21 protein-coding genes and 1 pseudogene are annotated in these 26692 nt (G+C 42.2%); 5 read left to right on the forward strand and 17 right to left on the reverse strand.

The window, feature by feature from the left end; translation table 11 throughout:
- Nucleotides 1–190: 190 nt before the first annotated feature.
- Nucleotides 191–1003 (reverse strand): class I SAM-dependent methyltransferase, encoded by an 813-nt coding sequence (locus MHO82_RS22140; protein WP_239187992.1) that lies wholly within the window; start codon nt 1001–1003, stop codon nt 191–193.
- 104 nt (nt 1004–1107) lie between these two features.
- Complete coding sequence (locus tag MHO82_RS22145) at nt 1108–1809, reverse strand: hypothetical protein (RefSeq protein ID WP_239187995.1); 702 nt, start codon at nt 1807–1809, stop codon at nt 1108–1110.
- Nucleotides 1810–2085: 276 nt separating this feature from the next.
- On the opposite strand from MHO82_RS22145, the gene MHO82_RS22150 reads away from it, so the two are divergent.
- Entirely contained in the window at nt 2086–2685 is a 600-nt protein-coding gene (locus MHO82_RS22150; protein WP_239187998.1) for an acetate uptake transporter, read from the forward strand.
- Nucleotides 2686–2766: 81 nt separating this feature from the next.
- Here the strand turns inward: MHO82_RS22150 and MHO82_RS22155 are convergent, their stop codons facing one another.
- From MHO82_RS22155 to MHO82_RS22170, 4 genes are all read right to left on the reverse strand, one after another.
- Nucleotides 2767–4302, reverse strand: coding sequence for a long-chain fatty acid--CoA ligase (locus MHO82_RS22155; RefSeq protein ID WP_239188002.1), 1536 nt, complete (start codon nt 4300–4302; stop codon nt 2767–2769).
- 289 nt (nt 4303–4591) lie between these two features.
- Nucleotides 4592–5821, reverse strand: a complete 1230-nt coding sequence (locus MHO82_RS22160) for a DUF3179 domain-containing (seleno)protein (protein ID WP_239188005.1) — start codon at nt 5819–5821, stop codon at nt 4592–4594.
- Nucleotides 5822–5924: 103 nt separating this feature from the next.
- Nucleotides 5925–6836 (reverse strand): LysR family transcriptional regulator, encoded by a 912-nt coding sequence (locus MHO82_RS22165; protein ID WP_239188008.1) that lies wholly within the window; start codon nt 6834–6836, stop codon nt 5925–5927.
- Nucleotides 6837–6865: 29 nt separating this feature from the next.
- Entirely contained in the window at nt 6866–7690 is an 825-nt protein-coding gene (locus MHO82_RS22170) for a RecX family transcriptional regulator (protein WP_239188011.1), read from the reverse strand.
- Nucleotides 7691–7893: 203 nt separating this feature from the next.
- On the opposite strand from MHO82_RS22170, the gene MHO82_RS22175 reads away from it, so the two are divergent.
- Nucleotides 7894–8604, forward strand: a complete 711-nt coding sequence (locus MHO82_RS22175; RefSeq protein WP_239188014.1) for an SDR family NAD(P)-dependent oxidoreductase — start codon at nt 7894–7896, stop codon at nt 8602–8604.
- A 298-nt stretch (nt 8605–8902) separates the two neighbouring features.
- On the opposite strand, the gene MHO82_RS22180 is transcribed toward MHO82_RS22175, so the two are convergent.
- The gene (locus MHO82_RS22180) at nt 8903–9430 is read right to left on the reverse strand and encodes an outer membrane beta-barrel protein (RefSeq protein ID WP_239188016.1); all 528 of its coding nucleotides are present in this window, start codon (nt 9428–9430) and stop codon (nt 8903–8905) included.
- A gap of 150 nt (nt 9431–9580) precedes the next feature.
- On the opposite strand from MHO82_RS22180, the gene MHO82_RS22185 reads away from it, so the two are divergent.
- Nucleotides 9581–12649: a toxin VasX gene (locus MHO82_RS22185; protein ID WP_343299981.1), complete on the forward strand. Its 3069-nt coding sequence runs from the start codon at nt 9581–9583 to the stop codon at nt 12647–12649.
- A gap of 4 nt (nt 12650–12653) precedes the next feature.
- On the forward strand, nt 12654–13367 hold the full coding sequence (locus tag MHO82_RS22190; protein WP_239188020.1) for a hypothetical protein: 714 nt from the start codon (nt 12654–12656) through the stop codon (nt 13365–13367).
- A gap of 63 nt (nt 13368–13430) precedes the next feature.
- Here MHO82_RS22190 and MHO82_RS22195 read toward each other — a convergent pair whose 3' ends face one another.
- The 9 genes from MHO82_RS22195 to MHO82_RS22235 form a co-directional block, all read right to left on the reverse strand.
- Entirely contained in the window at nt 13431–13976 is a 546-nt protein-coding gene (locus MHO82_RS22195) for an outer membrane beta-barrel protein (protein WP_239188022.1), read from the reverse strand.
- Between the two features lie 132 nt (nt 13977–14108).
- Nucleotides 14109–14909, reverse strand: a complete 801-nt coding sequence (locus tag MHO82_RS22200; RefSeq protein WP_239188024.1) for a hypothetical protein — start codon at nt 14907–14909, stop codon at nt 14109–14111.
- 345 nt (nt 14910–15254) lie between these two features.
- Nucleotides 15255–16055, reverse strand: coding sequence for a carbon-nitrogen hydrolase family protein (locus tag MHO82_RS22205; protein WP_239188026.1), 801 nt, complete (start codon nt 16053–16055; stop codon nt 15255–15257).
- Nucleotides 16056–16277 carry a DUF6500 family protein gene (locus tag MHO82_RS22210; protein ID WP_239188028.1) on the reverse strand — a complete coding sequence of 74 codons (222 nt, stop codon included), beginning with the start codon at nt 16275–16277 and terminating at the stop codon, nt 16056–16058.
- Between the two features lie 51 nt (nt 16278–16328).
- The gene (locus MHO82_RS22215) at nt 16329–16874 is read right to left on the reverse strand and encodes a GNAT family protein (RefSeq protein ID WP_239188030.1); all 546 of its coding nucleotides are present in this window, start codon (nt 16872–16874) and stop codon (nt 16329–16331) included.
- A 119-nt stretch (nt 16875–16993) separates the two neighbouring features.
- On the reverse strand, nt 16994–17965 hold the full coding sequence (gene dgcA, locus MHO82_RS22220) for an N-acetyl-D-Glu racemase DgcA (protein ID WP_239188033.1): 972 nt from the start codon (nt 17963–17965) through the stop codon (nt 16994–16996).
- 7 nt (nt 17966–17972) lie between these two features.
- Complete coding sequence (dgcN, locus tag MHO82_RS22225) at nt 17973–18977, reverse strand: N-acetyltransferase DgcN (protein WP_239188035.1); 1005 nt, start codon at nt 18975–18977, stop codon at nt 17973–17975.
- 92 nt (nt 18978–19069) lie between these two features.
- Complete coding sequence (locus MHO82_RS22230; RefSeq protein WP_239188037.1) at nt 19070–19990, reverse strand: LysR family transcriptional regulator; 921 nt, start codon at nt 19988–19990, stop codon at nt 19070–19072.
- Between the two features lie 142 nt (nt 19991–20132).
- Nucleotides 20133–21122: a Gfo/Idh/MocA family oxidoreductase gene (locus MHO82_RS22235; RefSeq protein WP_239188039.1), complete on the reverse strand. Its 990-nt coding sequence runs from the start codon at nt 21120–21122 to the stop codon at nt 20133–20135.
- A 428-nt stretch (nt 21123–21550) separates the two neighbouring features.
- Between MHO82_RS22235 and MHO82_RS22240 the strand changes: the two genes are divergently transcribed.
- The gene (locus MHO82_RS22240; RefSeq protein WP_239188041.1) at nt 21551–23548 is read left to right on the forward strand and encodes a 5'-nucleotidase C-terminal domain-containing protein; all 1998 of its coding nucleotides are present in this window, start codon (nt 21551–21553) and stop codon (nt 23546–23548) included.
- Nucleotides 23549–24127: 579 nt separating this feature from the next.
- Here MHO82_RS22240 and MHO82_RS22245 read toward each other — a convergent pair.
- Nucleotides 24128–26431 (reverse strand): annotated as a pseudogene (locus tag MHO82_RS22245) (glycosyl hydrolase family 18 protein); the annotation flags it as partial.
- Nucleotides 26432–26692 lie beyond the last annotated feature (261 nt).

Here is a 26692-nt window from a genome sequence, read left to right on the forward strand (position 1 = left end):
GATAAGCCCCAAAAAGCCCCCCTCATCTCAACAAGTAAAAATGCTTCGTTTCTAGCGCTGAACAGTGAGAAAGAATTCTGACTTAGGACGCATAACGCCTGGCATAAGGTGCGCCAACGATGAACTCACCAAGTCCACTGAACTTCATACCAAAACCGCCGAGTGTAACGCGTCACCCTTGATGCCTTTGTTAACTGCACTTTTTCGCAATAACTAAACCATGGTTGCTAGATCCTAATAACGAAGGTTCATCACAGTTCGACAAATGATAGCTAAGCCAGGCTTGATATTGAGTTTCTGTAAGCGCATTGATTTCTTGACCAATGTATCGACTAAAACCATCAGTAGATATATGCTTAACCAGACTGAAACCGCTACTTTCTACTAATACTTCTATTTCGCTTGGTGAAGCGAAGTAACCAGTTCTGAAAAATGCATCTACTTCAGATGTAGTAACTAGACCTGTTTCATTCAACTCACTTAGAACTTCTGGTGTTACCAAAGATGGTGACATCTTAGCGAGCAAACCAGCAACAAAGAATCGGCTAATATACGCGACGGCAACGATACCACCATCTTTTACAATTCGATGAGCTTCTTTCATGACTGCTTCACGTTCGCTTTGACTTTGTATGTGATAAAGAGGCCCAAGGATTAGAACAACATCCTGAGAGTTATCAGAAATGAAAGGGACTCGTGTAGCGTTCGCTTCATGGATATGAACATTTAGCCCTTTTTTATCTGCATTTTCTTTTAATTGTGCGATTAATTCTGGTACAAGCTCAACAGCCGTTACCTCTATTCCTTCTTGGGCATAAAACAACGAATAACGACCTGTTGCAGCACCAAGCTCTGTTAGAGTTTGACACTCTGGCATAAAATCGGAAAGCTGATTAATTGTTGTATCGAACTCAATTCTTGTGATGTTTTGACAAGTGAGCCGCTTCTCCTCATCAAAGTTTGCATAATAACCTAAATATTCTTCTTGCACTGATTCCTCCATGTGCAGTTAACGCCTGCAATAAGGTGTGCCCCACCGAACTAGGCAAAGCACACTGAACTCCGTACCAAAACCGCCGAGTGTAACGCATCACCTTGATTGCTTTGTTAGCCCTTATGCGTATAATTAAAAAGCAACTTACCTATACCAGTAAGTTCAAAACAAGTCATATTCGTTATTGGGCTTGGGTGTAGTTTTAATAAATTCAATGAAACCAAAATTTCCAACTCAACATCTAAATTCATCATGCCTTGCCAGAACCTTTCTACAGCCAATACATTTTCTTTAATACTATCAAACCAAATTGCCATCACATTTTGCTGTAAAGCACCTTGGTTCATACTTCTATTTTCTTTCGTAGTTTTAGCCACAATTTCAAACAATTTACGCTGCACCGTTGTTAATGATGCTAATTTATCAAATATAATGTATTTGTTTGGTTCTTGATAATTATCAATGTTACCTGATAAAGCATATACTTTAGACAAGTAAGAAACTTTTTCAGCGTCAGGCTCAAATTGAACCTTATCAATTAGAACTTTGAAGATATTGAGAGCTGCTGGAGATGAAAACCATTCAACCTCTATGGATTTCGACTCGAAACTTTTAATAGCTTCACCCATTTCACTTATCGATGATTCTATATTTTTAATGCGGATATCATCAGCTTTATCAAACAATAAATGGTCTAACGCACCTCCCACCATTGGTATCGCTGAAACACCTGCTCGCATCGCTGAATTTACTGTCGGTACATGTTTTGAATCTTTAGCAAAAGTTTTAATTTTTTCTAAATTTAAGTTACTCAATTATACCTCCTTAAGGGGCTAACATTAACTATACGACCAAGATCCTCATATCCCTGCCATTTGGGGAAATATACGGATCTACACCATATATCCACAATGTGAACCTAGCCAACAAATGGCACATTCACAAAATATTATCACGCAAATATACCTAACCCTTGCATAGGATCATTTATACAATCTTAGTTTCCAGAGAATGAAGCTCCCTTTACTGTTTATAGTGTATTAAAATTTTCTTACAATTTTTATTAGTAATGTTTAATAAGGTAACTCCACATGTCAACCAAACTAGCTAACCCTGCGCCACTTGGCTTAATGGGTTTCGGTATGACCACAATTCTTCTGAATATCCACAATGCAGGATTTTTTCCAATCGATTCCATGATCCTAGCAATGGGGATTTTCTACGGTGGTCTTAGCCAAGTTATCGTCGGCATGATGTGCTTTAAACGTGGTGATACCTTTGGTACTACGGCCTTTACTTCTTATGGTCTGTTCTGGTTAACGCTGGTTGGTTTAATTGTTATGCCATACATGGGTTTACCAGCAAGCCCTGCTGGTTTCATGGGTTGGTATTTACTACTTTGGGGTGTATTCACAGGCTTCATGTTCATTGGCTCACTGTGTTACCCAGTTGCAAAACAGGTTGTGTTTGGATCATTAACTATCCTGTTTTTCTTACTGGCGGCTCGTGATTTTACTGGTAGCACATTAATTGGAACTATTGCCGGTTTTGAGGGTATTTTCTGCGGTGCATCAGCCATTTACTTTGCTATGGCTCAAGTACTAAACAATGAATATGGCCGTACGGTACTACCAATTGGTGACAAAAAAGCCGCTCAGGCAACCACATTAGATCAAGAAGTAACTGCCTAGTTAATGGCTTAGTGACTGCTCGTTTTGAATCAAAAAAGCACGCGTCATGTTACTGACGCGGGCTTTTTTATTGATATAACATTAATGTGTAAAGAGCGCTCTTAATTCACGTTTTAAAATCTTCCCAGTTGCGCTTAACGGCAACGAAGACACCACCTCAACGGTTCTTGGGTATTTATAAGACGCGCATTGCTCTTTGCCCCACTGAACTAACGCTCTGCCATCCACTTCAGCGCCTTTTTTGGGTACGACTACTGCTTTGATTTCTTCTCCGTATAACGAATCGGGAACGCCCAAGACTGCAACCATGGCAATGTCTGGGTGTTGAGCAAACACTTCTTCGACTTCTCTTGGGTACACATTCATACCTCCTCGAATGATCATGTCTTTGCTTCTATCAACAATGTATAAGTTGCCACTTTCATCTTGCTGACCAATGTCTCCCGTATAAAACCAGCCACTTTTTAATACTGCTTCTGTTTCTTCAGGGCGATCCACGTAGCCTTTCATCACATTATGACCACGGATTATGATTTCGCCCTTCTCCCCTCGGTTTAGTGGGGTTCCCTGCTCATCAACAATGCGTATTTCAACTCCCAATACTGGTTTACCTACCGAGCCAGGAACGCGAGAATCGGCATAATTAAAGCTGGCGATGGGGCTGGTTTCCGATAATCCATACCCTTCTAAAATAGGTACTTTAAAACGAGACTCAAATTGCTCGATCACTTCTTTATGCAAGGAAGAACCACCACTAATGGCAATGCGTAATGAGCTAATATCATACTCATCATCAGCTCCTAATAACCCGATGTACATGGTTGGAACCCCAGCGAAAATGGTGATTTGCTCTTGTTCAATTAAACTTAAAACTGTTGTTGGCTCAAAACGTGGCACCAGCACTAAGGTAGAGCCCGTTAATATGGCGCTGTTCATGTGTAACGTTTGACCAAAAGAATGGAAAAGCGGCAACGTAACCAAATGCCTATCGTCATTACTTGCCGACAACAAATGCTGAGCAATAAAAGCATTAGACATCATGTTACTGTGTGTTAGCTCTGCACCTTTCGGGTAACCTGTGGTGCCCGATGTATATAAAATAACCGCATTATCATGGCCTTGCCGCACAACACACTCTGAAATAGGCGGGTGATCAGACATAAAATGGCTCAATGTCTCGTAGCCCTTGTAGTTTATTAGCTGATCATCTACTGCCATGACAATGAGCTTTTGACAACCTTCCACCCGCTCAAATGCAGTGATGGCTTCTTTTGCCATTGGCAGTTCGGCCGTACCTTCAAAACAAAAGAAAAATTTGGCGTGTGCGTCTTTTAAGTGATATTCGATTTCTTGGTGTTTTAGCAATACATTCAGCGGTACTACTACCCCACCCGCTTTTTGAATACCATAATAGATCAATGGAAAAAACGGCAAATTGGGGCAGCTCAGTGCAACACGATCACCGGGTGTGAGCCCGTCTTCAATCAGCGCGGCGGCAATTTTTCCAGAGATATGATCAAACTCTTGATAAGTAATCGTGGTATCACCACAGATGAGCGCGGCTTTAGTGGGTGCACAGAACGCACTTCTTTGTAGGGTATTGGCTAAGTTCAGCACAGGGCTCTCCTTTACGATCGTGTTGTGACACTTTGTCTTATAACAACATACCTGTATTTACTTTTGTCTTGCTTCAATGTTCCACTCTACAAAATGTGAATAATATGTAAACAAAAACAATTCAACTAGATGCATAAATGTCGGTTCAGTTACAAGTTTATTTCATCACGATAAAAACAGGGCGAGTGCTAAGACTTGTCAGAAAGCTTTTCAACTCCTTTAGCGTTGTATTCAAGCGTTATTCACTCTTAATAAAAAAGCCCTTTACAATCAAAGGGCTTTAGAGTGATTAAAGACGGTTCACGTCTGTTGATGGGAAGAAATCGGCCCAAATAATCCAGTAAGCGGCGGCTTTTACTGTTTCTACACGCTCAAGGTTTCCGTGCTCGGTTTGGCCATAAAAACTAATTTTATCAATCTGCTTTCCAGTATTGTTATAGTAAACCCCTAGGCTCTCATATTGTTCATCATAAGTTATCACCACGTTCTGTCCGCCGATTGTGGTATTGATAGGCGCATTTTGCATGCGAACAAACCGCTCAGTGTAAGCAACATAGTCATCGCCAATATTCATACCCCATACTTTCGCTTTACTTGGCAGCCGTTGATCTTTGTACTCAACTGTCGGGAATGTCGGTGCGTCGTAGTATGATTGGTAGGCAATCGCAAGTTTGAAAATAAACTCCATAATTGGATCATATATCGCCAAGAATGGGTTTCCCCAAAACGTCGGACGCATATCTTCCACTAGGTAATCATTCACAAACACTTCGCCATCTGGGTAGGCTTCCACAAAGCGCTCAAAAGGCATGCGGAAAGTCGGCCACTCCTGCATTTTCGCTTCAGTGCCATTGTTACGATCGCTCTCTTTTTGCCCCCATAGCTGCTGAATAGGCTCACCGGTGTTGCGATCCCACATCACTAAATTATTACGTAGTTGATTTGCAGGAGCGAGATCAAGAGCTTGACCATTAATTTCAGGAATATAAGCCATGCCTAAGTTGGTAAGACCGCAATAAGTCATAACAACGTGATCGCTTCCCAACTCTGCTTCTGTACCAGCAACATGCGGACGCAATAATTGCCTGTCGGAGTGAGCCCGTGCTTGGCCATTCACGTCAATCACAATCACGCTTTCGTGTGGTTGCAGGTACTTGGCTCCTTCTTCAACGGACACGAAATGGCCATTATCCATGCGATCTCGCATCATGAGGTGTGGGTTGATCATGCCGCTGTAAAACGTAAAAGCAAACAAGATAGCAAGACTGGCAAAAGTCACATTTCCTACGATGTCACGTTTTACGTATTTTAAATAAGCAGCCATGCCCACAGTAACGATTGCGGTCAATGCCAACGCATGACGGTTGTACCAAACCCACATGGTGGTTTCACGATCGGATTGTACAAACCACTGACTAACATCGGCCAGATCTTTAAACAATAAAGCGCCGATATACTGGGCAATAATCATGCATACCCAGAATATCTTTTTACCATGACGATCTATGATTGCTTTCATAATTTCACTCATTCAGTTATTACCTGATGAGCAGTGTATGAAAACCAAATAACGGAATAAATTGGCCTAAACAGGATAAACTGTTCCATTTTGTGGCACAGTGTCACGCTGACTTAAACACGGAATGCTCGATCGCCTTAATTCTATTTGGGATTTCATTTTTGATGGTTTCGATCAGCACTTTGACTTTTTGCGGCACAAACCTTCGTGAATGATAAATCGCATAAATCGTTTGCTGAAAACTGCTCTGCCCGTCGAACAGCTCGACCAGTTCTCCAGCCGCCAACTCCTTACTGATCATCGCCACAGGTAAACAACCAATGCCTTGCGCTTCCAGTGTTAAGGCACGAACAATATAGGGAGAATTCGCCACATACTTTGGTGAATCGGGTAATTCCAGTCGCTCATGATTCCATAAGATCTCTTGAGATGGCAGCTCATGGGCGATTAATTTATGCATGCCAGATAACTGCTTAAGATCCGTTGGCACACCGTGCTTTTGAAGGTAATCAGGGTGAGCAAAAAAGCTAAAACTCACATCACAAATAGGCTTGGCAATAAAGGAAGAATCCGGCTGTTCACCGATATCGATCAATAAATCAAAACGTTTATCACTCATTGCCGTCAGAGGCTGGCTCGTATTGTGGAACCTCAATGAGATCCCTGGGTAACAACGACAAAATTCAGACACCTGATCAATACACAACTCAAGAATATAATCAGGCGCATAGATCGTTAAGTTTCCGACTGATTCTTGCTGAGAGTGAGAGATTTCTTGTTGTACTGAGCTCACCTGCTCCAGAATAGAAAGGCATTTTTGATAAAAAACACTGCCCACCTCCGTCAGTACCACTTTACGAGTCGTCCTTTCTAGTAAGCGACTTTGCAGGTGTTGCTCTAGGTTACGTATGCGCCGACTCACGGTGGATTTGGGCATATCGACAAGATCGGCTGTTTTGGTAAAGCTACCCGTTTCCACCACCCGAACGAATAGCGCCATATCATCTAATTGCATTTAGGTTCTACTTCCGTCATGTAAAAACATTAGCCGCCAGCGATTTCACTCATCGCAAATTTGATCTCATCGGATGAAAAACCTTTTCGGCTCAACATGGCATAGGCTTTACTGCGCTCTTTATGATCCGTCACGTCATAGGATTTTTTCTCTAACTGCTCTAAGCAGGACGCATAAAAATCAATCTCTTCAGAATGAATTAATCTTTCTATCAGCGAGTCGAGATCCGTGGTATCTATCTTACGTTGACGAAGCTCTTGGCGAATAACCGTCAACCCTTTTCCTTTTCGCACGTACTTCAACACTTCTTTTTCTAAATCGGCTTTTTCTGCTTTGATTTCTAGGTTCGATTTAAGCTGTTCATAAGCCTGATGCTGACAAAGGGCGACTTGAATCTGATCATAACTAAAACCACGCTTTTGAAAGGTTGAGATCAATTTCTCTTTGCTAAGCGTAAACTCTTGGTAATTGCGGTTCATTCGCTCAATTAAAATGGTTTGCTCATCAATGTTTAACTCCGCTTTCACTTTCTCAATCGCTTCAAGGATCAATGACTCGTTCAGGCCTTTATGTTTTAGCTTATCCAAAATGTAGCCTGAGCCAAACTCACTCGAAAAGGAACGCTCGGTAAACTGCTCAGCAAATTCAGTGTCTGACTTTAAATAACCAAAGCCACGCAATTTCTCAATGGTATCGGCGATCCACTCTTCATTGTCTGTTTTAACCCGAAGCTTAACCAGCAACTCACTTTCGGTCATATCACGTTGCGTTAAATGCCACATGGCTGAGTTCATGACACTTTCAATACGTCGTGCTTTTTTTACTTGGTTGTGCTCCAACCTTGAATTCTTCATGAGCTCACAATGCCTTTTTCACGTTTCGTTTTTATTATTAATAATTGTATAGCCTGTACTACCCGCATGGAAGCCAACAATACCAGACGAATAAATAGCAACCTCAATTAAAAGCAACTGATGCATTTTTCATGACTGGCCAGCTTTGAGATAGAAACACCAGCAGGTATAGTGCCAAAAACTGAATCTAAAGGTCATCAGCCATGCCTCAATTTGCGTTAATCACCGGAGCCAGCCGCGGTATTGGAAAAGCAATTGCTCATTATTTTGCCGAGCAAGGCTATTCACTTATTTTGGTATCACGAAATATAGATAACCTGAATGAAACCAAACTAGAGTTAGAGACCCAATATCACAGCTGCCACATTAAAACCGTTTCAGTGGATTTTAATCACCCCACTGACGTTGAATCGACAATCAAAGCCATCATCAACGAACACGACACCATCGATGTCATGGTTAACAGTGCAGGTGTTCTCATGGCCGGTCACACTAACCTTCACCTTGCTCAACTGTCTGAGTTAATGAATGTTAATCTGCTTTCCACCATCACTGCATGTAATCTTGTGGTTGAAAAAATGAAGCAGCAAGGACACGGTGAAATATACAACCTTGGATCCACCAGCGGCCTTGAACCCGTGGCTAAAATTGCTGCTTACTCTGCAACAAAAGCTGCCATCGTAAGCTACAGCCAGTCGCTGTATCACGAATTGCTTCCTCTTAACATTCAAGTTTGTTGTTTGTGCCCAAGTGTGGTCGATACCGACATGACAAACGATGGACGTATCGATAACAGCCTTAAAATAGAACCACAAGATCTTGCCAAATCGATCGACTTCATTCGAAGCTTATCTGCCGGATCAGCCATGCCCACCCTGCCAATACGATGTAAAGTGATTGATTTAGAAAAATAGCCGATCACTTTTTAGAGAGATAAAAATATGGGCTAAATATCTCCAATTTAGCCCATATGATCATTTAGAAAGGAAATAACCCAAGAAAGACTTTATGACATTCTGAAATGATTAATATAAAAGTATTTTTATACTAAGATCCATCCCGTTTATTCCTAAATTATTATCTTTATTTAACACTAAATAAAAAACACAATTCAATTAAGGCTCAAACTTTATCTCATTTACATTAAAAACAAGAAAGCTGAATTAAAAGACAGTGATTTTAGTGTCGAGTTGATGAAATAAGAATGACTAATTAAAAATGAAGCTTAATGCCAAAGTTTAGGATATCAGTGTCGCTGTACTTCTCATACATAAGCTCTGCCGAAATAAAATCTGTCAGCATATAGCCAGCACCCACTCCCATGCCAAACTCCCACTCATCGGAGCCAATGGAAACATTACTTCCAGCCACATTGCCTGTCGCTTTGCTACTAATGTATGTATATGCTGGCGCAGCAAACACATAGCCACCACTACCTACAGCATACTGACCTCGAAATGATAAAGATAAATACTGATCCATTTCGATTTTCACTTCATCACCAGCCAAAGAAATCGTGTCATCGGCCAAACCAACACCCACTTTCAACTCAGGCATTAAAAATAAATTATTGCCTGATGGAATTAAATAACCAATGCTGCCAGCAATGCCAGATAAGCTAATATCTGAACCCGCACTCTCGCTGGATACATTAATATAATTAACACCCGCATTCCAACTTGCCTGAGATAAAAAAGGTGCACACGCTAAAGAAAGCACCAACAAGGATTTTTTAAACATAATAGTTCCTATTTATACTTAGTGATTACATCAGCCAAGATGATATATAATCAAATCAATAACACCACAATAAAACAATGTTTCTTTGATTTCTGTCGCATTATTCCCACAAAAGTAACTTCACCATTTTGAACTCTCTTCCCCGGAGGCATCTTTAAATCAGACAGCACTTGTTATACCCTTCGCCAATTACGCGATGGCTGGTTATACGCACTGCATCAGTCACCAAAAACCCAAGAATGGCAATTAGAAGAATACCAAGTAACACAAAGTGAGCTGGCACGAATACCGGGCCTAACCGCCGAGGAACGAATGGCCGCATCTCCTGAGCCATTGAAAACCCACCTGTTACTCTCTGATTCTCAATCGTACTTTCTGGGCTATTCGGTGAAACGATGGTCGCAACGCATCTGCGATCACTATCTTGAAAAAGAAGCCGAGCGAGAACAATGGCTACGTAAAGTAGAATTAAGCCAAAGTAACGAGCACCGCATAGGCATAGAGCAAATCGAGCAATACGTTGCCGATGTGGCACCTGAAAACAGTGACGATTTTAAGTTCACCTGTGCGCCTTTTAGTGGAGACTCCTCTGAGCCCAATGATTTTATCTGCATAACGTCAGACAAAAACGAAGCCAGTTATCGCTACCAAGCCCCTTCTGCGCAGCAACAACAGCTGGTGGCGCTGGATGATCCATTAGGTGACTTAAGCGATCTCTATCTAGCCCTGTTAATGCCGATCCTGATCACCACTTTAGACGACGAAACACAACATAAAGTGGTAATGGCCGAAACCATTCGCTCCATCGCCCGTGCCGCTATCCCCGCCGACAAAATACCAGACATTGAGCCAGAGCAATGGACAGAGTTTGAAAGCGCGCTGGATACCTGTTTGGAATTCCATTATTTCAAAACACAGTATGAAAAGTTTAAATCGGCAGGCCCCTCTTCAGAATCTGCTCGCATGAGTATTCAACTGGAATCTCAAGCATGCCGAGATGCCTATCCAGAAGCTAAGCAGACCCTGACTAAAATGGGGTTCACCGATATTCAACCCTATCTCGAAAGTTACATTGATCGCCGTAAGGCCCATCAACAAGTCAATTGGTCACAATTGGATGATTTTTATAAAACGCACTTAATGGAGCAAGCCAAAGCAAACAGCGCAATCCAGCCCGCTTTTCAGGCTCTTCTTACTGCCATTCCATTGATTGGTACGGATCCAATGAACATCGGAATCGATTTGCTGCAAGGCGATCACATGGCTTACCTGCTGGATTTGTTTGGTGAAATTGTGCCAGCATTGAACACCGTCGCTCAAGACGAACAGCAACAAGCCGAGCTTGCCAATGCCATTGTTCAAGACTCGCCCGATAATCTCCTCGCCTTGGCTTCCAGCTTTTTCTCTGCCGACCTGTACACCAAAACCGATGAACTGGCCGCACAGACCGATGTGATCGCACTCCAACGAGAGTCTGTGCCTATTTCAGGGGTGGTTGCTGGGCTAAATGGCGTAATGGGTTATGGCATGGGCGCAGAATCAGGGCTACTCAAGCACACCTTAGATATTGTCACACCTGCCGATCAACTAATCACCAGTACTCAAACCGCCCTTAAAGGGGGCGTGTTAAGCAGTTGGCAAAAAATGAGTTTTATCTTGCTCGGAATCCAAGCGAAAAAAGGAGGCTACCGAGCAGGGCTAAATATTGCCATCATGACCTGGAGCGTTGAGCAAGTCACGAAAGGTAAATTAGGGCTTAACCCCGCCTTCAAAGGCACCGACACCCCCTTTCGTCAACGATTTGTTGACACCGTAAAAGAAAGCGAAGCTTTAAAAAAAAGATTAAGAAAAAGCACTAAAGGTTCAAAAAATTACATAAAAAGTAATAACCGACTTGAGCGCTTAATCAAACGCTTAGCCGGAATGGTGGAAGACACTCCTGCCATGTTTGATAGTGTGAACAGCAAAGCTATTGCAAAGCCCGCCCGTCTATTTAGCAATATGAATGCAAAGTTTAATGCTGTGGGTCGTGTGGATTTTGTGGTTGCTTTTGCCAATGCCATTAACGTGATTGTTCAACAACAAACCCTGTCGGATACATTGGCATCTGCGCCTGAAATTGACGCTTCTGGCCAGCTCCACGTTCTTGGTTTTTCCTCTGCATGGCTGGTTCATGCCACGGGCGATATTTTCAGGGGCATGGCGTTTGATCAAATGAAGCAAGTTGACGGGCTATTAGATAAATCACTAAAATCTTTAGTAAGAAGTAGTAGCGGCAGTATAAAAGCTAATACGGCACAATTAGCGAAAGCTTATGTTAACCGCTCTATGCTTGTGGGCATGGCAGGCGTAGTTGCGGCTGGTTGGGAGGCCTTCCGAACTTACGAAGACGCCAAAGCAGCTAACTCCGAAGCTGAACGTTATTTATTATACGTTAAGACAGGGATTCTTGTTGGACAAGCTTTCATATGGGGTACCATTGGTGTAAATGCCATCAGGGCACGACTAACCAATCAAGTGATAGGAATCATCTTTCGTGGTTGGATGGCTGCTGGGCTGTTTTGGTTGGGTTTTGCTTATCTGATGGTCTCTCTTATCTTGAACTACTTGAAAAAGTCACCACTTGAAACTTGGCTACTAAACAGCACTTGGGGGAAAGAACCTAAAGATTGGACGCCTGAAGAGGAATACCAAGCTCTATTACAATTACTTAATCAACCTCAAATTCAATCAAAAGCGGTTAAATCCCGCTATATTGAAGGTAAAATGGCCGAACCTTACAAACCCTTGCCATTAGAATATCAACAACGTATTACCCTCACCTTTCCACAACAAAGTGCAGGAAAGTTAGTGGGGTTAGCCATAAATGTGCACCAACAACGTGACGTTAAACCCCTGTACGGGTACGGTAGTCAGCAGCAAACCGAAACAACCACAATGCAGCTGAATGACACCCACCTAGCACAAGGCACTTGGGCGGTAGATGAAAGTCATCAACCAAGCTTTACGTTTGATGTACCAATCTGGTTACAAAGTACTGATAGTATCGATTTTTTGGTGAGCGTTACTGGAACTAACCCATTTGCTAATGAACAGACAGTAGCTCAAACCTACCAAAGCAGAATTAAACCGGGATTAAGCCCAGTAAATGTATTAATGAAAGATTTGGAAAAACTAAACCTTACTAACAATAATATCATCACACTAAAAATTGAGTAGAATAATGACAACAACTCTTTCTTTACCACAACTTACCGATGACTATAAAGCTTCCTCACAACAAAAGGTCTTAGAGGCTGAAGTCGTCTATGAATGGCACGTGATACTAAAGGAAAAAAACAAATGGGCTCTTAATACCTTCATGTTTATTTTTATGTCATTAATGACATCGTATGCTGTTTACCATGACACAAAACTACTTTTTTTTGGCATTGCTTTCGTTTTAACTTGGGTTGCTATTTCTCACTTTTTATTCCAAGCCGATAATGAATACCAAGGCCAGATAACCCCTGAAGGTGTCATCATACGTAAAACTGAGTGTGTGCCTGAGGTATTTTATGCGGCCACTCGATACCTAGCGTACATCGGCATTGTGGTTTGTATTATTGCGGGTATAACATTAGGCTCAATGATTTTTGCCGGTGCTGGCGCGTTTGCCCTGCTGGCCTTCAAAATGACGGGGTTTAAAAAAGTACCTGAAGTCAAAATAAAACCATATTTAGATTCCATCCCATATAAACTAGAGCAAGACGATGATTACCACCAAAATAATATTCGTCAGTTTACGTGCCAAAACCAGATGCTCATACACACAGATAATCCTGAAGATGACTACTTAAGGCACTTTCATTGGATAACCATCAATTGCACGGATAAGCAATACGTTGAAATCAAACATCACTTAGCGAAGTTCATTACCTTTGACGAAGTGAAATAATTTACCTCTTCATATTCAAACGGCTGACATAGTGCCAGCCGTTTACATACAACCCTGTTCAGGTTAAAGATCAATTTTATAGCCAATTAACAGACTGATGTTTTTTTCTGTAATATTTCGGTTAAGAATGTCCCCACCGAGGTTAGCTTCTGTGTAGCGCACGCCTAATTGAAAATTAGACAAAGAAGTATTCAAACCACCTCCCCACCTAAAGCCATCAATGGTGTCTTTTTTCGTGGTCAAATCAACCGAGGTTAATGTGTAACCCGCTAACCCATACAAATCAAAAGCAATATTTTCTGTTGCTTGTAGCCTAACACCAAAAGGGATACTGGCGGAAAAAGAGGCTTTTTCAGCCGCTCCGTAAGCTTTTTCGAAATCATCATTACTCAGAATGGCCGCTTCTAACTCACCACCATAGAAAAGGGTTCCATTGTATATATTCTTAACGCCAAAATGCAGCGCTGCTCTGGTTCCCTCTTTATCATGCAGTTCATGATTGCTCATGCTTGCTGCTAAGTAGACATCTTGGGTTTTAAATTTTTGCTCCATGGCAGAAGCTGGAAAAGACAAAGCCGCAGCCAATGCCAAAAAAAGACACTTATTCATTATGTTCCTTGGAAGGTATTTTATGCACGAAGTATCACAAAATAGTATAACGTAAGCAATTGATTTATTGGAAAGAAGAGTACGCTTTTCAAAGCTATCAGCCTTATAAAACCCTCTCTTTACCAAACTTAGTTATTTAGTGACAAAGTTAGAGATTTTGTTTGTCACAGAACTATATGAGCCAACTTTTTTTCCAGAGGGAGTGCTAATGTCAACAGAAGCTTGATTTACATTATAAAGAACATTAGCGAAATAACCGCTGTCTTTATAACTGTATTCATAAGTCCCTATTAAAGACTTCCTAAACCCATAATTCAGGCCATTAACATCTACATTAACTTCTGTTTTTTCAATGGTTTCCGTTTGAACAAACGTCACTTTGGCGGCAAGAGTGCTTAAATGGTATGGTTTTCTCGTTTGAGCACTTTCAATAATATTGGTTGTATCGATTTGATTAATGTCTAAGCTATCGCTCGTAATGGTGATTTTATACTCATAACTACTTTTAAAGTTGTCGACTTTTACGACAACCACTTGACCATTTGGCAATGAAAATTGAGTCGCCTTCGTACCAAAGTTAGCATGAACTAAGTCTGCTAAATCTGAAATGCTATCAAACAGAAAACCATATTGCGGGTATATCGAAGGGAAGTAACCAGAAAAGTTATCGATAACAAAGGCAGACTTACGCGCCGTATTTTCAACTTCAAGAGCCAACTTATCGCTTTCATTCGGTTTGGTAGACAAGGCTAACTTACTATTGAGGTTAAGCATCGCGCTATCTAACTCCACCAAATTTTGAGGGTGATAATCTGCATCGCTGTATGGTGTGTATGAAGTACCGCCGCTGCCTTTCTCTTCAGACAAACAACCTGACAATAAAAAAGCACTTGATACAGCAGTCAAGCACAACAAATATTTCATACGATACATTTTTAATTAACGCCGTTTTTTTAAGCATGAAAGCTACCCAAATTCCTTGTTTACACTGGGCATCAAATCAAAGTTTCTATGAGCATAGCCAGCATGGCCACAAATGATTATTGAGCGTAATGATAACATTGTGCTTTATAAAAGCCCAACGCAGCTCAGTCTAGCATCAGAGAGAAAAGAGCAGGAAAAACAAGCCGTCAATTTAACATGGCTTAAAACCTGATCTAGCCTTGTACACATTACTCATATTGATGCTTTAAGTATTTAAAAAGGTTTTATTATTAATAATGACCGCGAACAAAATTGATTAACGAAAAATCACATGCTTAAGTAAAGCCCACACCACTATCGCAACTCTTTGATAGCATTAATAATACTTTTTCTTTCCGTGTCCAAATCGACACCTAGCACTTTCTTCTTTATTGTAGAATCAATATTTATCGTGACAGTCTTCACCTCTTCATGCTCACTGGCACAGAATATAAGCTCGCCCAGCGGAGACACCACTTGGCTTTTACCGCAATAACGACCAGCCACCTCAGTCGTAATTTCCTCTCCGACTCGATTACAAGTGATCACATGAAAATTATTTTCTATGGCCCGAGTTTGAGCGATTTGTAAGCTTTGTTCACCACCAAAGTTCGCAGGATGTAATAACACATCAATATTTCGGCGGCTGTACTCACCAATTACTTCTGGAAACCAAAGGTCAAAACAGATGGCAATACCAAACCTTACCCCATCGACAGTAAACGTAACGAGTTCGCTACCACGTGAGAAGTATTGCTTATCGATGTTCGTTAACGCCATTTTACGGTATTGATTAACTAAGCCTTTGGCATCTACCACCACAACGGTGTTGTAATAGCGACTTTCCACTTTTTCAGCAAGACCCGCCACAAACGTAGTTTGAAACTTCTGAGCTAGACGCGTCAAATAACTTACCGTGTCACTGCTGTTGGTCATGGGCTCTGCTAACTGATGTATTTCGTCAGGCTGCTCAAATAAATACCCTGTCGTAAATAATTCAGGCAGCAACACAAGATCACCAACTCCGTCACAACGCTCTAATAAAGTGCCAAGCTTATTAAGGTTCTCTTGTCTATTTTTATAACAAATATCAAGCTGCACTAAAGTGATGTCCATTTATGACTCCATCGTCTCTACCAACTGCTTAATCTTCACCGCCTTTTCAAAATGGTCCAATTTATGCTCCATGATCCACCAGCTTGCGGCTTCCATCAATAACTCAGGATCATCGTTTTTATTAGCAAAAAAGGCATAAAAAGACACACCAACACCTTCACCTTTTTTAGCAATTTTTTGCTCACAAACATCAATGATTTTTTGTTTTAGTTGCGATCTCACTGTTTTCCTCGTTACCCTTTCTCTTTAAGTGACGTTGTCACCATGATTTATTTATGATGTAAGCTCAAGCCACTCACGCTTAAGCAAAGCCAAAACAACCGTATCCCACCACTGATTTTTAAAAAAGCGATGCTCAATGAAAGTGGCTTCGGTACGCATACCCATTTTCTTACACAATAAAATCGCGGCTCGGTTTTTCGCGATAGTTTCCGCATACACTCGGTGTACGTTTAGGTTCTCAAAACCAAACTGCAATAAAGCGGACATGGCCTCTTGCGCAAAGCCAGACACTTGATATTCACGGGCCAAACCACAACCAATCGACGCTTGTTGATGGTCTTCAACCCGAAGACCACAAATACCAATAAATTGCCCTGTCATTCTGTCAGTAATGGCCAAGTTGTAGTTCGTTCTGTGTTTAGCTTGCGCCTCTTCCACAAACATCTGTACCAATTGAACGGCTTTTTCTTTTGAGCAATCGGCTTCATCATAAAACCGCTGATATTTTTCATGCTGTGATAGTTGAGTATACGCCTGTAAATCCTCTAATCTTACATCACGCAAAATTAGCCGAGGGGTTTCTATTTGAAATGCCATTACCGTTTAAATATCCCTATTTATAAGACGTCGAATTTCACTGCACCTTAATACATAGAAAAGGAAAAAGCATCCATTATCACGATCGGTATTGAATAACTTGGGCGCTAACCTAACACTCAAAAGCAAACAATCTGACCATTCAAATAGGTTAAGCCATCAGGGATATCTGAACCGAGTAAAACCGGGCCATCCAGATCAACAATCTCAGCGTTCGCAGCAATAGGCAATGCGGCTTGCATGGCACGTGAGGTTCCCAACATGCACCCTACCATGATTTTCAAACCGTGCTGCCGAGCTAGCGCCTCTAACGTCAGTGCTTCCGTCAACCCACCTGTTTTATCAAGCTTAATGTTGATCATGTCATAGCATTGCAGTAAAGCAGGAATGTCTTCTCGGGTATGGCAACTTTCATCGGCACAAATGGGAATTGGATGATCTATATAGGCCAATAGGTCATCTTCACCTTTTGCGACAGGCTGTTCAATCATCGCAATGTCCAGCTCCGCTAATTGATGAAATAGGGATTCTAACGAAAGTGCTCCCCATGCTTCATTAGCATCTAAAATGATCTTGGCACTTGGTGCAGCGGCTCGCACAGCGGCGACCCTTTCAATGACTTGCTCAGCATCTAATTTTACTTTGAGTAATTTCGCCCCTTCATTCATGTACGTTTTGGCCTGCTGACCCATAGCTTGTGGGCTATCAATAGACACCGTCATGGCCGTGGTAATTCGTTGGGGGATCTCAAAACGTGGGTGAGGAAAACCTGTGTTTGCCATTATGGCTTCTAAACGCCATAACGCGCAGTCGATGGCATTTCTGGCCGCCCCCGCCGGAAGTAAGGTTTGAAGCACCACTCGCGCTTCTTCATACTTACAATGTAACAAGGCTTGTGATGCAGACTCAATTTTCTCTATCACAGAGTTCACCGACTCTCCATAACGCGGATATGGTGTACATTCCCCATGAGCTTGGAACTGTTCATAAGTAACGGTAACTTGCACGACCTCAACATGAGTACGCGTACCACGAGCAATGCTAAAAGGCTTGGCTAATTTTATTTGCTGGGGTTTTGCACAAATCTTCATCTCAACCTCACCATGTCGCCAAACACTGAGCAATAGACTCAACACCAAAGCGAACGGGATCCGTTACTGGCATTGCGTACTTTTCAGACCACTGCAAACACAGCTGCTCCGCATCCTGAACGGATATGGCCGAGGTATTCAAACAAATACCGACAAACTGCGCATCTGAGTTTGTCAACTTTGCGGCTTGTAAATTCGCCTCTAACGTTTGTTCAATGCTAGGTAATGGTGCATGAGGAAGGTGACGAATGTGCTTTCTGCCGATTTCATGGCACAACACCAAAGCATCAGGCTGTGCACCATGCAAAAGCCCTAAACTTACCCCAGCAAACGAAGGATTAAATAGTGAACCCTGCCCTTCAATAATGTCCCATTGATGATCATCAAAACTTGGACTGAGCGATTCCACCGCCCCGGATATAAAGTCGGCAACCACGGCATCCACAGAAATACCAGAACCTTGGATAAGAATGCCCGTTTGTCCCGTTGCTTTAAATTCGGTGCTGATCTGATGTTGGTTCAAAGCTTGTTCTAAGGCCAGAGCTGTGTACATTTTCCCAACGGAACAATCCGTACCCACCGTTAATAATCGTTTTCCTTTGCGCTTCTTACCATTGCCCACCGCCAGTGGCTCATCAAAGTGACGAACATCATGTAAATGCGTTTTTCCTTGCTCTTGCAGTTGGGCAAGCACAGCCACATCCGTCAGACGTTGATGCATGCCAGAGGCCAAATCAAAGCCCATGTCTGCTGCCTGAATTAAGGTATCTAACCAGTTGCCAGGGATCACGCCCCCGGCATTTGCCGTGCCAAGAACCAGAGTCTTTACACCCAGATCTTGTGCTTCTTGTAACGAATAATCAGGTAAGCCCAAACTGATGGTCCCTGGGCTTAATCTTAGTTGACCAATACAGGCTTCTGGTCGCCATTGTAAAATGCCACGAGCAGTCTTTGCCGACAGTGGATCGGTGACATCACCAAGAAATAATAAATAAGGCTGTTGAATACGCATAAAAGATCCTTTTCTCTTGTTTTTACGGTTAGAAGTAATCTAGAGAAAGTGATCTTTTTTGCCGAATACTTATCTGTCTGCTGCCTATAACATCACGTTATACCTTGATCATTCGGCCCCTTAATTGACTGAATTAATTGCTCCGAAAAGTATTGAGCAGTAAGGGAGATCGGCTGATGCTCGGCATGCAATAACGACACAGAAAAAGCAATGTCGGGGGAGACTTTCCGTGCAGAAAGTCGATTAAGGTAATGCGCTTGTTGATAATGCTGAGCCGTCCACGGATCAACCACCGCAATACCTGCATGATGCAGAACCAATTCTGCCGCGGCACTGTAACTTCTGACGGTAATTTGGGAATGATAGTGAGGATCGACTTGATGTATGGCTTGACTGAGCGATAAACCAAGTGGATCACGAGAATCCAGCCCGATAATACCTGCAGGGTGAGAAACCAATTCATTGAGTTCGATATTACCGCTCCACTGCTTATTACCTTGCTCAGAACAAGGTAATAAAGCACACATGGCTTCTTTAAGTAACGTTTGCTGGGTGATCCCCGCTGGGGCTTCTTCGCCAAAACAAACAGCCAAATCAAGTTCGTTTTTTAATAAGCCGTCACATAATTCGTTACGGTTTGCTGTAGATAATTCAATAGAAAGAGCGGGATCGTGACTTAATTTCGCAATAACAGGCGTTAACAGTGCATTTGCTAAAATCGGCGGCGCACCAATTCGCAAATGCTGATTGCCTTTTTTTACTTTATTCGTTAACGAGCGAAATTGCCCTAATTGCTGGTAAATTTTTTCTGCTTCAGGTAATAACGTTTTTGCCTCTTGCGTTGGTACCAAACGCCCTTTTACGCGCTCGAACAGCGCAAACCCCATTTGCTGCTCGGTGTGCGCCAATACCCGAGTCACGTTAGGCTGCGAGACGTTTAAGTTTTTTGCTGCACCTGACACCGTTCCAACTTGCATAATGGCGTAAAAAATTTCTAACTGTCGGAGGTTCAAATAAATATCCTTATCAATGAGCAACAAAGCAGATTGTAGATCATGTCACTTACAGAGCAACTCGGAACGGAACCCGCTGCCTGTTCCTTTATTCGGAACCATGAAGGCCTGTGAATATCTTGCCTATGCTTTTCCGATCAACTCACACTTTGCCTAAAATTTTATCCATTACCCAGCTAGTATGTAATGCAGACTTTCCTGAAGACGGGTGCGCTCCTCCTTCCGCTAATTGAGTGTACATGTTAGCAACATGAAACAGTTGAATATTCTCAGGGTTCTCTATGTAGAAGAGCTTCTCTTCTTCTCCTTCACGATGCAATCGTATCGGCTGTTCATCAAACACAGAAAAGCTAACCTGACCTTCACTCCCCATGATCTCCACTTTATCTTGGCGGCGAGAGCACCCAAAATTCCAGCTTCCGACACCAGTGACACCTGATTTATGGCTCCAACACGCTGAAATAGCATCAAGCGCAGAATATAAACCTTGCTGGTTTAATCCAATCCCTTGAACAGAATCAAAATCGCCCAATAAATAGGCAAATAAATCTAAACCATGGCTGGCTAAATCATCGAAATACCCACCAGCAGCAATATTGCTATCGGTACGCCAATTATACTGCTCAGACAAATCCATATCGTTCGCGGGTTTACTTAAATGCCAACTGATATGACGTACTTTACCAATACTACCTGATTCTAAAATCTGTTTTATCTGATTAAAACGGGGCAATGAACGACGATAATAAGCGACAAATAATGGCTGCTCCGCTTTTTTAAATGCAGTGACAATGTCTTTACTGTCTTCATAGTTTGGAGCTAATGGCTTTTCAATACAGCACGGTTTACCCGCCTTGGCTACTTTTAATGCGTAATATTTATGGCTATCAGGCGGAGTAGCAATGTAAATCGCATCAATATCTTCACTATTTATGAGATCATCGGCATCGGTATAAAACGCTGGAACTTTATGCCGCTTCGCATAATCTTGCGCTTTATCGTGACTTCGGCGCATTACCGCAGCTAACTCAAACCCCTCTGTTTTTTGATAAGCAGGGCCACTTTTTAGTTCTGTCACGGCTCCGCAACCAATGATCCCCCAGCGGATAGGCTGGTGTGTATTGTTTATCATTTGAACTTTTCCTTTCTCTTTCTACCGTTACCCATAGAACAAATTCAGCCTGCATATAGGATGCGCGCTCTTAGCTTATCATTTTGGAATGCCTTTTTATTATTAACAAAGTACTTCGAATGTATTTAAAGCAAACCGCGAATTTAGGAACCAAATACTGATAAATTCATACACATCAAAAATGATAACCCTTACATACATTAGATATAATTACTTAGAAAAAAGGCAAGCTAAGTCTAATTTCCGCCCTTTAATAACTAAATCATCAATAATTTGAATATAGAGTATATAGACGATATTATCTGCCTGCCCTGATACATGACTCTATGTTTAGAGAAACAAGCCATGGAATATGGTTCATCAAGGCAAATTCGATACAAAAATACCACGGAAGGAAAACCAGTCACACTCACTAAGGTTTTACTTAAATGTTACGTAAGTCTCTTTCTGCTCTCGCGATTTCTGCCGCTTTATCTGGTTGTCTATCCTCCATTACAACACCTAATGACAACAACATTGACAACACCTTTACACTCACTATTGCCCACATTAATGACACCCACTCTAATTTTGACCCAGTACAATCCAGTTTCAAAGCCAATAACACCAAAGTGTACAATGAATTTGGTGGCTACCCTCGCCTTCAAACCATGGCCGAGGATTACAAACAACAAGCGCAAAAAAATGATGACAGCTTTCTATTTCTTCATGGTGGCGACGCTTGGCAAGGCAGTGCCTACTTCAAATTAAATGAAGGAGCCATGAACGCAGATCTGCTAAGCAAGATGGGCTTAGACGCAATGGCACTGGGTAACCACGAATTTGATCTCAATAATGCCAAGCTAAATGAATTCATCGATTCCGTTAATTTCCCTGTTTTAGCCGCCAATATTGATACCAGTGAAGACGCTGACCTCCGTGATCAAAAAAACCTGATGCCGTATCGAGTATTTGCTTTTGACGGTAACAAAAAAACCATCGTTAAAGACATTAACCACTTGCCTCAAGGTGCCGATATTGTGGCCGTTTTTGGCCTAGCGCTGGAAGACATGGCCAACTTATCGCCCAATACAGGTAAGGTGAAGTTTTTTAATATGGTGAAATCAGCACAAAAAACCGTGGATATGTTCACCGAAAAAGGAATCCACAATGTGGTTGCTGTTACTCATGTGGGTAACTCCAAAGACATCGAGATCGCCTCTCAAGTAAACGGCATCGATTTGATCGTGGGTGGTCACTCACACACCTTACTTGGTGATTTTACCAACCTTGGTATGGGCAATAATGGTATGTATGCTCAGCAAGTGATCAACCCAAATAACCAAAATAAAACCTGCGTTGTTCAAGCCGGTGAATACGCCCAAGCGATCGGCCGTTTACAAATTAGCTTTGATAAAAACGGCCACATTACCCAATGTGATGGCCGCAATACATTGCTTTCAAACGACGACTTTTACTATGATGCCGCAAGACGTGAACAAGACAAGTTCAGTGACAGCGACAACCAAAAAGTTGTTAACTTCATTGATAAGGAAGAAAACATCACCATCACTGACGAGAATCAGCAGCTACGTAACCTCATCGATAGTAAATACAAACCTGAAGCTGAGGCTGCGTATGGTCAGGTAATTGCTCAAGTGCCAGTCGAGTTAAAACATGAAAGACGCCCGGGCGATCGTGGCTCTGATCAACATGGCTCTGATGTTGCCCCAATTATTGCTGAAGGCCAATATTACTGGGCAAATACTGAGGAAGTAAGAAACGTTACAGGCATGAAGGTAGATTTCGCCTTAATCGGTGCTGGTGGCATTCGCACTAACATTGAAGCTGGCCAATACCGTGAAGGCAGTGTTGCACTCGAAATGCTACCTTTTGCTAACTTCTTATCCGTATTGCCTGTCTCTGGTGCTGATATAAAAGCAGTGATCCACGGCGCTATAACCGCCACTTTGCCTGAAGGCTCACACGCTGGAAAATTTCCATACGGTGGCCACCTTCGTTACTCTTTCACAGAAACGACACTCCATGAAGTGGGTCAGCTCGATAGCATTGAAGTCATGACAGGCAGCGAAGAAGATCCAATTTGGACACCGCTTGAAGATGACCGTACGTATAACGTGGTCATCAATAACTACAACGCCACGGGTAACGACGGCTGGACACCGCTATTTAAAGCACAACAAACACAGTCTGATCGTGTCGATTTAATGTACGTGGACGGAAAGCTGACTGGGTTTAAAGTCAAAAATATTGCTGAAATAGATGGCAAGTATCAGGTTAACTACCATTCTTCTCTGCCTAGTTGTAAAGATGATAATGTTCGTTGTAACACCGATGCACAATCGGTTATCGATTACATTGCCAATGAAAAAGCAACATTAACACCGCTTAGCTATGAAGTAGTAACATTCAACCGTGCTCAGTAGAGTCCGATAAAACCCTTCTGTATCGGCTGATTCATACTGGCCGTTACAGAAGTACTTTTTGCAATACTCTCAGTATTTTGTATAAAACTTGGCAAGACACAATTAAATCGTTTTAAACAGTCCCATAAATGAGAATGATAGTAATTAAGATAGATTATTATCAATAATCAGACTTTACTCCAGATAAACAATCAGACTCATAACAAATTTGTAGCTTACAACCCGTAAATACGAGATAACAAGACGGTAATGTAAAGAGTCAACACAAAGCCGAAGTACCGTTGCTCCTTACACCTAGCCTATTAAAAGCCAAGAGGAAAAATCTACCTCTTGGCTTTTTATTATGTTCAGAACCAACATAAAATCCGTTATTCCCCGCAAAATTATCAACTAACAAACCTCTATTTGTACCCTTTATTCTTCCTACTTGAAAATGGCGTTTTAAACAGCTTTCATCTGACTCATTTCATATGACCATAGAATAAGGACATGAGCACCACCTACATTTCATAAGTTGCGCCAAATAAAAAAGCGCATAGATCACTCTATGCGCTTAATGTATCTATTTATCTAAAGAGATTAGATATTACACACTTTTGTCCAGCTACCATCGCTACCTGGTACAGAGCTTGTCCACCAGTTCGCTTGGTATACCACACCTTGGTGAATCAGTTTGTCGCCAGTATTAGCGTGGCTTGGATTACCCGCCCAATCACTTTGTGGGAAATTAGGGTAAGTTTGAACGCCAGTTGTGTCACAAGTACCTGGCTCAGGACCTGGGCCTGGACCAGGACCTGGTGCATTCAAGTCACCTAAAGGTAGATCCGGTTGCTCAAACTTAAAGGCATAATCAACACCATTTACGTTTACTGAGTAGTTAGCAGGGCCAGAGATTGGTAGGTAGTAAACCATATCTAGCTCGTAGCTAGCACCAGCTGGTAAGCTCTTCCAAGTTGGTAGAGAGAATGCCACGCGGTGCATAGGTCCGTCTAAACCACCAATGTTATTCGCACGAGTGTGACCAGAAGCAATTACTTTCAAGCCGCCGCCAGACTGATCTTTCGCGTTATCTGGTGCTGAAACAGGAATATCAAACTGGAATTCTGTTCCACCAGGTAATTCTGCACCCGTGTTGTTCGTAAACGTAACCTTAGGGTTGATTGGGTAGTTTTGATCACCTACTTTGAACCCGCCAACAGACACTGTAATGTCTACAGCTTCAGTTGGAATAGCGCCTGTTGCTAGTGTATTACCGTAAGGTGTCGCTGACTTAAACTTATCGTAGATAGCTTTAGTCATGGTGTTACCCATGTGGTACTCACCATTACCACTTGCACATGCTTGCTCTGTTGCATCTACAGACGTACGGTTACCCGCTGCATCTAGTACGTAACAGTTGTAGTCACCCGCAAGCTCCCAGAACATGATACCGCCAATTTCTTTGTCGATTACATAATCTGCTTTCGTATTGATTGACTGCTTATCTTCTGTTGATAAGAACACGCCTTTCTCAGCATTCCACAGCCATGGTGCTACCGCAACGCTGTCGTAGTTACGTGTGTATGTACCAACCAGTTTGTCTGATGGATCGTTCACAGGATCAAGATTATAAGCATCAGCGTAAGAACCAAAGATACCGTTTTCTAAGTTTTTCGCATGCCACATTGGGTTAGAACCAGCACCCATCTCTTTGCCGTTTGCATCAAGATCATGCCACATGTTGTCGATGCCTAGTGCACCATGCCCACAGTTATTCTTCTCACCTTCACCAGTACCCGGCGCACAATCAGCCTGATTTGGTAATGCTGCACGGCCCCATAGACCATTTTCACCACCAGTTACACCTTGCCAACCACGAGTATAGTAAGGAACACCAATGTTAATACGGCCTGCTGGCATTGAACCACGGAAGTAATGGTAAGCCCAGTCCGTATTCAAGTAACCGATGCCACCGTAAGCAGCAGTGCCATAAACATTCCATTGTGCAAGCTCTGAATCTTTACCTGTATCGTATAGAGCAGCGTTATGGCCTACATGATCGTTCCAAGCACCGTGTAAGTCATAAGACATGATGTTTACGTAATCAAGGTATTTAGTAACATCAAAGGTTTCCATACCACGTAATAAGTAACCTGAAGATGGTGCGGCAATGGTTAACATGTAGTGAACGCCATCTTGCGCTGAAACCGCATCAAGTTTTTGACGAAGTACTTTCATCAACTCTTGGTAAGAAGCCCATAGGTAAGCACGACGAGGCTCCATGAACGCTTTGTCGTCTGGGTTACCGGCACCTGCCATTGACGTAGGGTATTCGTAGTCAATATCTAAACCATCGAACTTATATTTACGCATCATCTCAACAGCAGATGTTGCAAATTTTTCGATACCTGCGTGGTTAATAGAACCATCCGCGTTAGTTGTCATCGTGTAGAAACCACCGTCAGCCACACGAGTGCCATCCGTAGCAAAGTGACCGCCAGTTTCTGCCCAACCACCGATAGAAATCAGTGTTTTAACACCATGTTTCACTTTTTGTGTCGCTAAGGCACCAAAGTGACCTTTAAAGCCAAGAGCTGGGTCAATTTCGACTCCAGGCCACTCTTTACCAACTGCGGCGTTATTTGGATCGTTAACATCACCAACGTTCACTTTACCATCTGAGCCAATGCTCACGAACGCATAGTTAATGTGTGTTAACTGCTCCCAAGGAATATCGTTAACTAGGTAAGCTGCTTGTGGATCATCACCAGAACGCCAACTTGTGAAGTAACCAATCACACGACGAGGATGATCTGCACCCATTTTTTCACGACCGTCTTGATCGTAAATAGTACAGTATGGGACGTTCACACCGTCGGTTTTATACAAGCCATCTGGACGACAATCAGCAGCCGCAGATGCATTAAAGGCCATTAAACAAGAAACAACCAAGGTACTGAGGGGGAATACCTTCTTAGCGATTTTCCCATTACAGAGTTTCATAATTCACTTTTCCTTAAGTTATTGAATAGAAATGTAGAATGATTCATAGCTCTACGCCTGAATCTTTTGTTTTATTGTGAAATAACTTTAGGTGATATCCAGTTTTACGCACTAGGTTATGATGGGATTTATAAAATAACTCGCAATAAATCAGATTTACGT

This window comes from Vibrio sp. Of7-15, from assembly GCF_022347565.1.
In the GTDB taxonomy this organism is placed as follows: domain Bacteria; phylum Pseudomonadota; class Gammaproteobacteria; order Enterobacterales; family Vibrionaceae; genus NORP241.